The 14,132-nt window shown below is 38.1% G+C and carries 16 protein-coding genes; 10 read left to right on the forward strand and 6 right to left on the reverse strand.

The window, feature by feature from the left end:
- The first annotated feature begins 9 nt into the window (after window positions 1-9).
- From ACQRBH_RS08825 to ACQRBH_RS08850, 6 genes are read left to right on the forward strand one after another with little or no spacing between them, the layout of a single operon-like run.
- Window positions 10-273, forward strand: a complete 264-nt coding sequence (locus tag ACQRBH_RS08825; protein ID WP_235251101.1) for a helix-turn-helix domain-containing protein — start codon at window positions 10-12, stop codon at window positions 271-273.
- Between the two features lie 20 nt (window positions 274-293).
- Entirely contained in the window at window positions 294-2,405 is a 2,112-nt protein-coding gene (locus ACQRBH_RS08830; RefSeq protein WP_427761399.1) for a vWA domain-containing protein, read from the forward strand.
- 16 nt (window positions 2,406-2,421) lie between these two features.
- Window positions 2,422-3,126: a hypothetical protein gene (locus tag ACQRBH_RS08835; RefSeq protein WP_427761400.1), complete on the forward strand. Its 705-nt coding sequence runs from the start codon at window positions 2,422-2,424 to the stop codon at window positions 3,124-3,126.
- Window positions 3,127-3,186: 60 nt separating this feature from the next.
- Window positions 3,187-3,699: an AbrB/MazE/SpoVT family DNA-binding domain-containing protein gene (locus tag ACQRBH_RS08840; protein ID WP_427761401.1), complete on the forward strand. Its 513-nt coding sequence runs from the start codon at window positions 3,187-3,189 to the stop codon at window positions 3,697-3,699.
- Window positions 3,700-3,716: 17 nt separating this feature from the next.
- Window positions 3,717-3,968, forward strand: a complete 252-nt coding sequence (locus tag ACQRBH_RS08845; protein WP_427761402.1) for a hypothetical protein — start codon at window positions 3,717-3,719, stop codon at window positions 3,966-3,968.
- A complete protein-coding gene (locus ACQRBH_RS08850; protein ID WP_427761403.1) occupies window positions 3,959-4,504 on the forward strand; it encodes a hypothetical protein in 546 nt (181 codons plus the stop codon). Before ACQRBH_RS08845 ends, ACQRBH_RS08850 begins: the two co-directional genes overlap by 10 nt.
- A 211-nt stretch (window positions 4,505-4,715) precedes the next feature.
- Here ACQRBH_RS08850 and ACQRBH_RS08855 read toward each other — a convergent pair whose 3' ends face one another.
- A complete protein-coding gene (locus tag ACQRBH_RS08855; protein WP_427761404.1) occupies window positions 4,716-6,065 on the reverse strand; it encodes an AAA family ATPase in 1,350 nt (449 codons plus the stop codon).
- 373 nt (window positions 6,066-6,438) lie between these two features.
- On the opposite strand from ACQRBH_RS08855, the gene ACQRBH_RS08860 reads away from it, so the two are divergent.
- From ACQRBH_RS08860 to ACQRBH_RS08870, 3 genes are all read left to right on the forward strand, one after another.
- Window positions 6,439-7,314 (forward strand): MBL fold metallo-hydrolase, encoded by an 876-nt coding sequence (locus ACQRBH_RS08860; protein WP_288161772.1) that lies wholly within the window; start codon window positions 6,439-6,441, stop codon window positions 7,312-7,314.
- Window positions 7,315-7,316: 2 nt separating this feature from the next.
- The gene (locus ACQRBH_RS08865) at window positions 7,317-7,760 is read left to right on the forward strand and encodes a hypothetical protein (RefSeq protein WP_427761405.1); all 444 of its coding nucleotides are present in this window, start codon (window positions 7,317-7,319) and stop codon (window positions 7,758-7,760) included.
- A 218-nt stretch (window positions 7,761-7,978) separates the two neighbouring features.
- Complete coding sequence (locus tag ACQRBH_RS08870) at window positions 7,979-8,485, forward strand: hypothetical protein (RefSeq protein ID WP_427761406.1); 507 nt, start codon at window positions 7,979-7,981, stop codon at window positions 8,483-8,485.
- 64 nt (window positions 8,486-8,549) lie between these two features.
- On the opposite strand, the gene ACQRBH_RS08875 is transcribed toward ACQRBH_RS08870, so the two are convergent.
- Genes ACQRBH_RS08875 through ACQRBH_RS08885 form a run of 3 tightly spaced genes read right to left on the reverse strand, consistent with a single transcriptional unit; the run spans window position 8,550 to window position 10,711 of the window.
- Complete coding sequence (locus ACQRBH_RS08875) at window positions 8,550-9,098, reverse strand: GNAT family N-acetyltransferase (RefSeq protein WP_427761407.1); 549 nt, start codon at window positions 9,096-9,098, stop codon at window positions 8,550-8,552.
- Window positions 9,099-9,114: 16 nt separating this feature from the next.
- Window positions 9,115-9,429, reverse strand: coding sequence for a hypothetical protein (locus ACQRBH_RS08880; RefSeq protein WP_427761408.1), 315 nt, complete (start codon window positions 9,427-9,429; stop codon window positions 9,115-9,117).
- Window positions 9,430-9,442: 13 nt separating this feature from the next.
- Complete coding sequence (locus ACQRBH_RS08885; protein ID WP_427761435.1) at window positions 9,443-10,711, reverse strand: DNA polymerase Y family protein; 1,269 nt, start codon at window positions 10,709-10,711, stop codon at window positions 9,443-9,445.
- A gap of 429 nt (window positions 10,712-11,140) precedes the next feature.
- Here ACQRBH_RS08885 and ACQRBH_RS08890 point away from each other — a divergent pair, with 429 nt between their 5' ends.
- Window positions 11,141-12,040, forward strand: a complete 900-nt coding sequence (locus tag ACQRBH_RS08890) for a DUF5688 family protein (protein WP_427761409.1) — start codon at window positions 11,141-11,143, stop codon at window positions 12,038-12,040.
- Between the two features lie 55 nt (window positions 12,041-12,095).
- Here the strand turns inward: ACQRBH_RS08890 and ACQRBH_RS08895 are convergent, their stop codons facing one another.
- Both ACQRBH_RS08895 and ACQRBH_RS08900 read right to left on the reverse strand, forming a co-directional pair.
- On the reverse strand, window positions 12,096-12,683 hold the full coding sequence (locus tag ACQRBH_RS08895; protein ID WP_427761410.1) for an SOS response-associated peptidase: 588 nt from the start codon (window positions 12,681-12,683) through the stop codon (window positions 12,096-12,098).
- Window positions 12,683-14,095 (reverse strand): ATP-binding protein, encoded by a 1,413-nt coding sequence (locus ACQRBH_RS08900; RefSeq protein ID WP_427761411.1) that lies wholly within the window; start codon window positions 14,093-14,095, stop codon window positions 12,683-12,685. The genes ACQRBH_RS08895 and ACQRBH_RS08900 overlap by 1 nt, the downstream gene beginning before the upstream one ends.
- Between the last annotated feature and the right edge of the window lie 37 nt (window positions 14,096-14,132).

The following is a 14,132-nucleotide window of genomic DNA, read 5'->3' on the forward strand; positions in this document are numbered from 1 at the left end:
GTTGGTACATTGACACAGAGAAAACCTTATAACAATTTAAAAATTACAGAAGAAGATATGCTGGATATTTTCTCCGCAAATATCCATTATCTGCGGAAACTACCACGCTGGAATCTTTCCCAGAAAACCCTGGCAAGGATTCTGCATATTCCAACAAAATCTTACCGTAAGTATGAATTAGGAGGAGGCTTTCCACCCGTATTTGTGGTCTACCATCTGGCAGTCTATTTCGGATACACCATGGAAGAGCTTTTGACTGAAAAATTATTTTAAAAAGAAAGGATGAATAAGAATTGAATAGCAACCAGAAAAAATTAAAACAGATGATACGTGATCAGGAACTTACAATTAGTGACGAGGAACTGTTCACTTCATCTGCTTACCAAAAATACCTGACCTCTATGGCGAAAGCGGCTACCGGCCGCTATCGTCAGGGGCTTCAGACTCTGATGGAATGGGATGCCCAGGCAGATGCAGGCATTGCACATACGGATAACTATAAAATCCATATCAATGCTGCCAATGAAATCACCCAGAGTTTTCCTTCCCGGTATCTCCGTTCCGAAAGCCTTGTCGGATTCAATGGGCATGAGACTGCCCACCTGCTGTTCTCAGATTTTACAGCCTTGGGACTATATCTTGGCAGCATGGAAAAAGGAGCTTTCTACCCATCCAATCCTTCCTTTACGGAATTATCCTATCAGACAAATTGTGAAGAAATACTGGAGGCTATGGATAGCAAGGATAAGGCGACCTGCCTGACTCTGGCATCCTGTGCCTCTCATATCAATAATATTCTGGAAGACATCTATATAGAGGCACGAATGTGCACTTCTCATCCGGGCACTTTCCGCCGGGGCATTGAACTGAATAACCTGCGGATGTGTGAACAGATGCCTTCAATCCAGAGTCAGATTGAAAAGAAGTATTCTGATTTTGCAATTATGGCAAATCTTCTGCTTCAATACTGCAGGGCGGGAACCATCAATAACCTGTCCGGTTATAAAGGTCCTTATCTGGATTATCTGGAAGACTGCATGCCATATGTAGATGATGCCATTTATTCAGATGAAGCAAAGGACCGTTTTCACGCTTCTAATCATATTGTGGCTATTCTATGGGAATACATCAAGCCTCTGATTGAAGAGACAAAAGAAAGAATGGAGCAGCATTCTGCATCGGATGCAAGCCAGATGCTAGAGGAACTTCTGGGTAAGCAGATCCATGGTGCCACCCCATTGCCTTCCGGCAAAGGCGGTACTATGCCAAAGCAGGCAGAAGAAGGGAAAAAAGAACAGAAAGCAAATCCCTTACCGTGTACTCCTCCTGCCATGCGTCAGGAAAGTACGCAGGCTGCCCAGGATGTTGTAGCCGAAGAAGGAAACCGGATCGCACTTGCGAAAACGAATACCATCCTTGACCAAAATAATCCAGGAATTACTTATAATCACCAGTACCTTGGCACCGGTTATGAAAAGTCTGCCAACGACCTGTTCCGGATCCTGAGTGGCATCGCTACTGAGAAAGCAGAAACACAATATCAACAGGAAATGACCGAAGAACTACAGAAGGCAGCAAACGATATCCATTATGGGAATGCTCATACCGGAGTTCATGTTACGATCAACCGAATGACATATGTACCGGATTCTTTAAAACAGTCATATCAGGCTGTAGCACCAATGCTTATCCGGGCATCCAAACGCCTGCAGAAGTCTATCGCACCGCTTTTAAAAGAAGAAAGTGAGGGCGGTAAATTAAAGAACCTGCAATTTGGAAAACGTCTGGATACACGTGCAATGCACCACGAAGATGGAACCTTTTTCACCAGGACCAGGCTTCCTTCTGAAGAGCAGAAACTTGCAGTAGGACTTTTGGTAGACGAGAGTGGATCAATGAGCTGGGGAGATCGGATAACACATGCGAAAAAGACGGCCATTGTACTTTATGATTTCTGCCAGAGCCTTCAGGTGCCCATTACTATATATGGCCATTCAACTGGTGGCAGCGGCGTAGAACTTTATTCCTATGCAGAATTTGATTCGATCGACACATCAGACCGCTACCGGCTCATGGATATGTCAGCAAGAGGCGGAAATCGTGATGGTGCTGCTCTCCGCTTTGTGGCAGAGCATCTGGCAAAACGTCCGGAAAAGCAGAAACTTCTGATCATCATTTCTGACGGACAGCCTGCAGATACCGGCTATTACGGCACTGAAGCAGAAGCCGACCTGCGTGGCATTAAAAAGGAGTATTCCAAAAAAGGGATCAAGCTCTTTGCTGCAGCGATCGGAGATGATAAGGAAAATATCAAGCGGATCTATCAGGATGGCTTTCTGGATATTACAAAGCTGGAAGACTTACCAAAAAACATGACGCTGTTAGTGAAACAATACCTGAAGTAGAAAGAAGGGAAAAGCTATGAATCAGAATCAACCATCACGGATCTCCGAGCAGATCTATAAACTACAAACGGATCGAAAACTCATTGCTGTTTATGACAGGCTTAGGTATGTACCACTGACCAGTTATGCTCAGATACATGCCAAAGGCGAGTATCAGGAAAACGGTCATAATGTCAACTCCCTGATTGGGATCACTATCCAGGATTATTCTAATGGCACGGGAAACAAAAATATCATCGTCCAATTCAATCTGGCACCGGAACAGATCCAGTTTTTCTTAACCAGGATCACCGCAGGCTTTCAAGAATATGAATGGTCGCTGAGCAAAATATACGGAAACCCTGATGCACAAGGCTACTCCATTGCACAGCAATTTTCTATTTCCCGGCATGTAAATGACCAGAACGGGCGGATAATGAAAATCCCCTGGCGGATTCAGATCGTAAATGGCAAAGGCATCAAGGTCAAAAATCAAAATGGCGGATCTTATATGAAATCCGGGAGTTTTATTTTAGAAAAGAACGCCTTTATCCAGCTAACGGATATGGACCTGTATACGTTACTAAAACGCACGGATTCTTACATTACCAACTGGGAATCCTGTATGGCACCTTCCCTTATTTCAAATGGAAAGCGTGCTTATGCAGAACAACAGTCTCAAAGAATCCAACAAAACGGACAATATCAAAGCCCGGCACAGGCATCGCCTTATGCCGCATAAAGTTTATGGAATGGAAGTGGCATTTGCTGCTTCTTTTCTTTTAGAAAGAAAGGTGAACATATGAAATACTCAGATATCTGCACCATAGATTCGCAGGGACGTATCGTTATTCCTGCGAAATTGCGCAGACTTTTAAAATTAGAGAATGGGAATCCTCTGGAAGTTGAATTATCCAATCAGGAAATCCGGATCCGAAAATGCAGGGAACCTCATCAGGATACCATAAAGCTCCAGAGTATTCTTTCCATTCTTTCTAGTTCAATCAAACACGGAGCCTTTATCTGTACAGACCAGTATGTCATTGCAGCAACAGGGATATATCTTCCAGAAGGCACTTCCCTTCCGGAAAAACTGGATCCTTATATCGCCGCCGGAAATGAGGCGGTTTTGGATATCAGTCAGCCTCTTTATATGCTTTCCCATCATAGGGAACCCGTAGCGGCACTGTTTCCAATCCGCAATGACAAGGAACTGTCTCTTACTCTGGCAGTTTTATCCAAAACTCCACTTACTGAGATGGAAATGGGATGTGCAAGGTTAGTGGCAAAAACATTAGAGAAAGAATTTTGTTAAAAAGGAGTGTGAAGACCATGAAGAAAACAAATATCAGACCGATAAGAAACATCGATAAAAAGGCAATTACCGTGACTGGAACCTTATTCCTTCCGCTTCGAATCGGGGAACGTGCATGGATTTCTACTCAGACACATACTTTCATGACGACTGCTGTGGAACGTATTCTGGAAGTTTCCAGAAACAGCATTGTTTTCGAAACCCGTAACACCCGATATAACCTGAAATATGAAAACGTACCGAATGAAACTGAGGTGATGTGTGCTTGACTACTTATGAACTGGGAAGCAGCCTGGAAAAGCTGCTTTCCAAACTAAAGCAGAACCGTGAGAATGTACCTTTGGATATCCTGAAGACCTATTATAAAGTTCCTTACGAGGAATTAATAGCACAGGTAAATCAGACAGCCACTGCCTTTGTCAAATCAATTGTAGCCGGTCAGTTACTGATCAATCCTGACGTGTCAATGGACGAGCAGGCAGATGTAGTTAACCAGACAATTCAGGATTCAGGAATGATCAAGCAGATCAGCCACTGTATGTCACAGACCTATGATGTCACTCTTATACATCTGATGGCTTTAGGACTGCGGGAAAAAGTAGAGGCAGCCTTATATCCCTATATTGCCAGGAAAAACTGTCTGGTGGCAGATCTTGACAATATCGAAAAGGAACCAATTATTTACAATACACTCACGAAACAAGTATATGAAAATGACCACTGGATAGACCGGGAGTTAGACCTAAAAGGTAAGCTCCTGGTCTACCCCAAAACAGAAGAAAAAAAATCCAAAGATAATTTCTAATATTTATCATTCTATGATATTTTTTTCATCCCATTAAACCTACAACAACAAACGCAGAAGGTAATATGTTTTACCATTCTGCGTTTTATAAATATCAATAATTTTTACAGCAAGTTAAATTATTTTATAATACCCATTTTTTACAATTCTATATTTTTCATAGTCCAAATGAAGTACATATGTATTACTCAAGGCAATAATTTCAAAATAATTAATATAGGCGAGCAAATTCTTCTAAATTAATATTGTTATTTTTCAAATCCGGCAAAGCATCTTCATACAAAACATTTGTAAAATATCGCTTTCTATAATTATAATTTGGATGTAATCTTTCTTCAATCTCTGTGACGCACTTAACAGACTTCTTAAATGTTTTATCATTCATAATAAAATATAATGCATCTGGATTTACTTCCGCATAATCCATGAGTAAAGTATTGTGAGTTGTAAGAATTAATTGACCTTTTATTTGATGTCCAATAGATGCCAACAATTTCGTCGCCAATAAATCATGGACTCCAATTCCATATTCATCTATAATAACACAACCACCCGAAACAGCTGAAACTAAATATGGTAATAAATCAATAATCTCCTGTGTACCATTTGATTCAAGTTGAAAATCAATATCATATTCATAATTTTCAATTCGCTTTCTTAAAAACAAATCATACCGGATTTCATTTTTTTTGCTAGATTTTTTATAAAAAGCCTTTACTACATCATTAAACATTGATTTAAAGAATTGATTAAGAAGATTTTCTACCTCGTCCAATTTATCCTTATTTTTCTTTTCTATAACCCCACTCACTAGGTGTCCTAATATTTCATTTTCTGCATCTAATGCCAAACTTTGACCATCAGAAGCTCTCGGTATTCTAAAATTTATCTTTTCAAACGCTGTCATAAGATTCATTAAATTTATTGAAATATTTGAATTAATATATGTATCAGACTTATCCCCCATTTCAAAATAAAGAATAGATAATAACGTATGCTTTCCCCAATACATCTCTACCTGACTTTTTATTAATTCATAAAATTCCTTAGATTCGAATATTTTTTCATTAATGTAAATATCATCATCCTCTATACTAAAATAACAGCCTCTATTTTTATTCAATTTATATTCTAGTCGCTCCTTCACTACGCTAAAAGAGTCCATTTCAACATAATAGCTACCACTCCCACCACCTATATTAAATTCATACTCTAATGACATGTTTTCATCAGAGTTAATCATCTTATACTCATCAATAATACTTTCAATTCCATTAACGGATAATTTTGATTTTAATATTCTAAGCATTACATCTGGTTTTAAAGGGAAATCTTCAGGAGGCGTAAACTTTTCATCTAGCAAATCTTTAAGCATACCTTTGACCTGCATAGTTTGCATAGTACGTTCTAATGCCAAAAATGCTTGGGAAATAGTCGTCTTTCCACTTCCATTTTCCCCATAAATTATTGCCAATGGCTTATACTCACCCTTCTTAGATTGTAAATTAATCTCTACATTTTTAAATGATTTAAAATTTTTTAACTTAATGTTAGTAAACATATCTCTTCTTTCCCTTCTACATTATACAATGTAACATTTTCTCCTAAAATAGTCAAGATATTATGGTATATTTTTTCGTATTTTGTAATGTTTTGTAACATTTTTTCATTTTTTCCATTGACATTATCTGGAAGCGAAGATATAATAGAATCACAATTAGCACTCGAATTATCGAACTGCTAAAACTCCAATAATCAAAGAAACCAGTAGCTGCAACTACTGGTCCCACAAAAAAATAATGAAATACAATATTTTTCTATACCATAGCATAGAATTTATCGAAATTCAACGGGAACGTTCATTCGATTTTCTTTGATTGTTGTTTATATAGATGTAACTCATAAACACACTTTCAAAAAAAAGGAGGAGTTTCATGAAAGAAATTCTTATTCTAAGTTCCAAAAATTACGATAACTCAGAAACAACCAACTATGGAGACTGTATTCTAATCAATACTGGCAGTGAACTTATCATTTATGATTGTGGTCATGAAAAACATGCCGATGCAGTCATTGATTATATGTCTCAAAACGGCTTCGACAAAGCTAAACTTATTTTGTCTCATAATGACTCAGACCATTTTGACGGTATTTTAAAACTTTTAGAAGAAGACAAGATTTCTGTCATTCGTACAACTTTACTACTAAAATATAAAGACAAGATTCTAAAAAAAATTGACGATGGACGTAAGAGTCGGGATTCTGTTGCTGAACAGATTTTGAATTTGTACGACAATATTGCTCAACTCTCTGGAGCACCTTTAGAAGATATTTATGAGCATCCCGAAGACTTATGCAGTGAAGTCAGTATTGTTGGTCCCGATTTCGATTATATGATTGAAACAGTTGCCAAACGCCTGGATGGACGAGAAGGCGATACAGTAGATGGTGAAACTGCAGTAAATGCAACTAGTATTCAAGCAAAAGTTAAAATCGGTGTACATAGCTTATTACTCTGTGGTGACTGTTCATTTCCAGCAATAGAGGATATTGTACGTAACTACGATGCTGTGCAATTACCACATCACGGCAAAAGCAAACAAGCCGAAAAAATATTTGAGAAAAAATCAGATCAGACATTTTCTGTCTATATTGTATCTGATAACACCGGTAATACAAAAGGTGGCTCTGATAACTTAATCACAACCGGTCACAGAGTCTACAACACTAAAACTTTCGGTAATATTACCATTAACAATTCAACGTTTTCCTCTTCTACTGTAAAAACAGGAAGAGTTTTGGGTATTTAATTATGCGACTTGTGTTACAAAATTGCCTGAGTAATGAGTTAATCGCTCGACAAAAATATTTTTATGCAACATTCCATTTATGGCTTATAACTAACGTTCACAATGATGATTATATTCAATTAGTGAGCATTCCAACAAATTGTTTAGACATTCTATTTATCGTAGGTCATAATATGTTTGTAAAAAAATATTTAAAATATCACAAATTAGAGGAAGAGAAGATCGTTGCCATCACCTGTGATGGCACGGTTCACTTCTCTTCTATTAAGCTCCCTGGAAAAACACTATATATTCCTTTCCAGAATGAACAAAACTATGCAGATTTAATCAAAGGAAATCTCTATGGATTTGATTTTGACCTCACCGAATCAGAGATTCTTCTTTACAATACAAACAAATTGGATAACCTTTCTCATCGCCTGGAAACCAGTTTTCTCAAATTATAGGAGGTGTTAACATCAAAGAACTGTTTACCAACTTTGGTTCATACAATTTAAGAGCTCGTATTAGTGTAGGTATAATTTTTTTGGCTCCTTGGCTTCTTGAATTATATCTTATAGTTCCTGAAATACATGATCTATCATCAACAATAATTGTAGCTGTCATCATTTATGGTATATGCAATTTAATCATTGTTTATTGTCGTATTCCAGGAGTTAAAGCAATGAAAAGATGTTTTCCCCAATTACTACCGGCGCAAGAATTTTTACTCCCATCCAGCCGCCAGATTGACATAGTTACTAAAGAAAGATATTACAAATTTTTTTCTGAACATATAGATGGTTTTAAAACTTCTAATGATGATAAAGAAATGCTCCCTTATGTTTCAACAGCCGTAACTTGGTTAATATCAAAAACAAGAGATTCTACAAAATTTCCTTTGATAGCTGAAGAAAATGCAAATTTCGGTTTCACATACAATTTACTTGGATTGAAACCTTTTGGAATAGCTATATCTTGTATAGGTGTCATTTTTAACAGCATATTAATGTATTTGTATTTCGCACATTCTGTTTTTGTTGACTTAAAAATATTACTGTCTGGATTGGTAATTCATTTACTTTTCTTATTTCTTTGGATATTTATTATAACCAAATCTCTGGTAATTTCGGCTGGTAAAAAATATGCACGTGCTTTATTATCAGCCTGTGATTCTGGTAATATTGACTAATGAAATAGCTGGTGTTAAAAAATACTATAGAATGACACCGAGCCGCCCATCTGGACGGCTCTTTTTATTTGTACCTGATATAGTAATCCTCAAAAGAAATATTACATTCATCTTTCGCTGTAACAAACTGATATGTTTTAATCAACTTCTGCCTTTCTACGGCATCCTTTTGAATTTTCATGAGCAACGATGAAACCTGAAAATCATCATAAGCATGTTCAATTAGGATACTCATAAGTTCGTTTAACACTTTCTGTCTTTCGTACTCAGATTTTAAATCGATTCTCAAAATCCCCATACGTTTTCCATCTGCTGCATATTTTAAAGAAGGACAGATTTCTATTGTTCCAATCAAATAATCAGTTGCCTTTTCAAAAATGCTCCAGCGTACAAAGTCCTGTACTTCATACCGCTCCAGCCAGAATTCTACACATTCTTTGAATTTTTCCAAATCTGTATAATAAAAATCATCCCCACAGCAATCTCCATTAAAAAATCTTGCCGCATCTGGATCCGAATAGCATGGAAACAACGCCTCTGCATCTTCTCGCTTCAGTTTTCTTATAATAAAATGCTCTGTTTCATACACAGGGCAATCTAAAAATGGATTCATCTTTTGTACCTTCTTTCTATTCCGGGAATATCATATCCCACGTATTATTGTCTGGATGATAACACAGGATAAAGTTCTGCATCCTGTTATTCACAACTGCTCTGCAGTCATATCGATACATCAGAATACCAGCATAATGCTTCTTATCAGATTTTAGCACTTCAATATCTTTCAGTAAATGCCTGGCTCCCTCAGTATCCTCATATTTTATCATTCTGGGGATCATTTTACCGGTGCTGGTAAACCAGCAGTCTGCCGCAACCTTATGTGGCACTCCCCGAATTGCTTGCTCCTGAAGTTTTTCCTCTCCCATACCGATTGCAAATCCCATCAAATGACACCTCCTATTCTACGGTTACTTTCTTATAATCAACTGTACGTTTTTCCCGGCTGATACCACCTGACATGTGATCGATCCTGCTCCCTACAAAGACTGCACGTTTTAAGGAATCCCTGCCATAACGCATCCGAATCTTATCTACAGTTGCATCCATATGCTCCAGCTTTTCATAATCCGTTGTATCAAACATATCAAGCTGCCGCATATCCATATGATCCTTAATCCTGCTGGTATGAATGCCCAGATGCCGGATTGCTTTCCCATTCCAAAGAGAATCAAAGAGCTGACATGCACAACGATGGATTTCTATCGTAATGTTGGTTGCATTATTCAATGTCATCTGATGGCTTGCATACTGAAGATCAAATGTTTTGATTCCGACGGCGATTACCTCTGCACGGACGCCTGCCGCCCGCAGTCTGGTTCCAACTGTCTCTGCCAAAGCAAGGAGAACCAGCTTGGCTGTAGATACATCTGTAACATCAAAAGTAATGGTGGTGCTGTTTCCATATCCTTTATTTGCCGGAGCTTCTGACTGAACCACAGAAACATCCATCCCGTTCGCAAATGCCCAAATCACCTCTCCATGCTTTTTCAAATGACTTTTCAGCATAATCGGATCAGACTGTGCCAGCTCACCAATCGTATGGATTCCCATATGAAACAATTTCTTTGCAGTAGCTCGCCCAACGAAGAACAGATCCGTTACTGGAAGCGACCACATTTTCATTTCAATCTCATGCTTCCATAAGGTATGAACCCGGTCAGGCTTTTGAAAATCACTTGCCATTTTCGCCAGCAGTTTATTCTCCGATACCCCTACATTCACCGTAAACCCTAATTCTTCCCTGATTTGATTCCAAATGCGGTTGGCTGCAGTGACCGGTTCTCCCCATAAACTTTCGGTACCGGTCATATCAACAAATGCCTCATCCACGCTGTATTGCTCAACATCCGGAGAGTACCGCCGAAGGATCTCCATAAAAGCAGCGGAACATCTTTCATACAAACAATAATTCGGAGGAACCAATTTAAGCTGCGGACACTTTTGAAGTGCCTCCACAATACTCTCGCCGGTTTTGATATTATATTTCTTTGCCGGGATTGATTTCGCCAGGATAATTCCATGCCTCATGGCCATATCTCCACCGACAGCTGCTACTTCATCCCGCAGATCTACTTTTCCGCCTAAATGGTAGAGGCGGTAAACAGCCTCCCAGGAAAGGAAGGCTGAATTCACATCAATATGAAAAATCACTTTATTCAAACTTATGTTCGCCTCCTTTTAGATTATTATATCGAACTGGTGTTCTTTTTACAAGAGTGAAAATATGGAATCTACACATCATCTGATATTTTCTACTATCATTGATATAATAAAAGTCCTGTATACACAATATATAGTTTTTGATTATTTGACATCTTCTATATATAGTGTTAAAATAATACTGTAATCATTATTTGTGTCATCCGTAATGGATATTCACACGCAGTTTAGGTTTGTATATAAGTCAGGAGGATTACTCTGCCATCACAGTGCAGAGCCTTCTGGCTTTTTTATTTTGCAGGAATCTGCAGCATGTTAGAGAATGAACGCATTTGTGTCCATTCTCTTTTTTTGCCTAAATGCAGGAAGGAGGGAAGGACAAACGAATTATTCACAAAAATGATTGCCCAATAATTTACCAGAAGGGAGATTTTTATGAATTACAACGAATTTCAAGAAACATTACTCAAAGAACTGGAAAGCAGGCTTGATTCCCATATCAGCCTGAATCCTATCACAACGACTAAGAACAATAACACCTTGAAGCATGGAATTGAATTTTCCAATGATACATCCAATATAAGCCCTGTTTTGTATCTGGACGAATGGTATGAATTCTACCTAGCCGGAAAATCTATTTCTCATATTGCAGAAGATATTGTTGAGCTGTATCACCAGGCTGCAGATGTTTCCTTTACGAACACAGAAATGCTGCTCGATTATGAAAAACTTCAGGAAAAGATTCTCTACAAATTAGTCAATTTCAAGGCAAATCAATCCCTGCTAAAAGACATACCGCATATTCCATATTTGGATCTGGCAATTGTCTTCTATGTACTTTTGGACTGTAAGGATAGTAGAATGGCAACGGTTCTGATTCGAAATGAACATCTGAAGACCTGGGGAAAAGATCTAAATACCATCTTCTCAGATGCAAGAAAAAACACTCCTCGTGTCTTTCCGGCTGAACTCACACCTATGTCTGATTTTTTGCAAAATGCTTTTCCTAACTCAAATGAGTTTATAGATCCAGACAGAGATTGTGTCATGAAATCAGAATTGTTCATACTCTCTAATACTATAAGACAACACGGTGCTATCTGTACATTGTATGATGATATCATGAATCAAATCGGGAAAACATTACAGGATGATTTTTTTGTCATTCCCAGCAGCGTACATGAAGTTCTGTTATTAAAAGCTTCTGATACTGACTGCATGGAATTAAACGAAATCATTCGGGAAGTCAATGAAACAACGGTCATCCCAGAAGAAATTCTTTCAGATCATGCATACTTTTATTCTCGGGATCGTAAGGAACTCCTGTGTGCTTAACCAAAAATGCCATAAAATAACACCGAGCCGCCTGATTAAATTCAGACGGCTCCTTTTACGTTAAAAATAAACTCTGTTGTTCATAGTCCTGCCTTCGTACCAGCTGTGGTGGCGTCTTATGCAGTGCAAATTCCAAAAACGTATCTTCATATACCCAATCTTCCAATTCGGATCTTTCCAGAATCAACGGCATCCGATGATGTACGGGACTGACCGATTCATTTGCCTGGGTAGTTAAGATAATGAAATGATCTTCATCTTGAAAACGATTGTAAAATCCTGCCATGAATAAGACCGGCTGATTTTCTCTCAGGAAAGTAACTTTATTCTTATCCGGATCCCATTCATAAAACTGCTTTGCTGGAATGATACAGCGTCTGTGCATCACACTATCCCGGAACGACTTTCTTTCCAGAGCAGTTTCTGCTCTTGCATTGATCAGCAGCCCTTTTTTCTGATATTGCGGAAAGCCCCATGACATTTCTTCTGCCAAAAGATGTGGTTTCCTTCCGGTAATCACAGTTGCAGACTGAGAGGGATAAATATCACCCCTGCGCTCTCTTCTCAGTTTCTCATCCACCTCCCGGACCACTTTTTCTATTTCTCTGGCTGTATCATCATCCACATAATATCGTCCACACATTACTTTTCTTCCTTTTTTTCAACTGTTACATATTTTTGATTTCTACTTGATGGACGATCCGGAATTGTCATTTGAAGTTCTCCTGCTTCACATAACGGCTTCAAGTATCTTTTCGCAAAGCTTTTGACATCCTTATATCCCATGTATACTGTAATTTCTTTTTTACTTCTCGGTACTTTACAATATTCTAAAATCCTGTTCTGCAGACTATCTTGGGTGTTATCCTGGTGTTTATCCTGGGTGCTATCCTGGGGGCTATCTTGAGTGCTTGTATTTCTTCTATAGAAAATCACCGCAAATCCATATGCCTGCTGTCCAAATTCCACTCTACATCCTGCCGCTTTGCAAGCAGTATAAATACGCTTCAATCCTGTTGCAAAACTTTCCATATCTTTTGAGTAATATAACGTTCTTGTAATCAGTGGATTTCTTCTGACTGGTCTTTCATTTCCTTCAATAAATTTCTCTGGTGAAACTCCAGTCGGAAATGCACCTGGATTATAAATCTCAATTCGATCTTTAAATATTGCCACCTCATTACTCTGCCCAGAATCAAATATTTTATGTCCAAAAGAATTAATAATTGCCTCACGAATCGCATCCAATGGTATTTCAGGAATTTCCTTTCTTGACAATCCACTTCCGATTTCAACACGCCAATCCATTGCATCAATGATATACTGCTCTGCCTTTTTTGAAAGTTCCATAATGGAACCTGTAAACCTGCGGATATCCGTAAATGTCAACCTCTCATTTGTTGCAAATTTTGCCATCTGAAGTTCATTAATACCACAATTACAAAATAATGCTGCTCCTGCATTTAATAAGTGATCACCCTGAATCAGTTCTAATTTATTCAATACTGTTTTTACATCTGTCTCCTCAAAACTGATTCTTCCTGCATCTTTTGCTTTTTGCAGATAAGTATCAAAAGCATTTTTATCTATATCCTGAAGAGTATATTCAGAAACCTGTCTTTCCCACGAATATTTTACATTATCCCGTTTGCGTATCATTTCATCATAAATATCCTGTTCCATAATCAGATCTTCATCTGCAACTCGGATACGTGGAATACTATACGCAAGATATGGCTGACGATTTCCCTCAAAATCAACTTGAATACATTCCCTTTCTCCGATGCGAACAGCCTTAATCTCCGGATAAATAGCAGGCGTAATGTGATTTCCAATTGCCTGGCTTACCTTTCTCAGCGACTCATCCGTTATTACCTGTCCAATTACAGTACCATCATTTTTCACGCCAAAGTACAGAACACCTTTTTTATGCTTGTTGAGAATTGCAGCTATAGATATCATTGCTTCTTTCATCTCGCCAGTACTTTTCTTGTATTCTATTGTCTCAGTTTCCGGACCGATATTTACCAGACTCATTTTTCTTATCACCTTCATATTATTATATCCTCTATTTTATCCGATTTATATTTCA

The sequence above is a fragment of the Bariatricus sp. SGI.161 genome (assembly GCF_050313695.1).
Taxonomy (GTDB): Bacteria; Bacillota; Clostridia; order Lachnospirales; family Lachnospiraceae; genus JAFBIX01.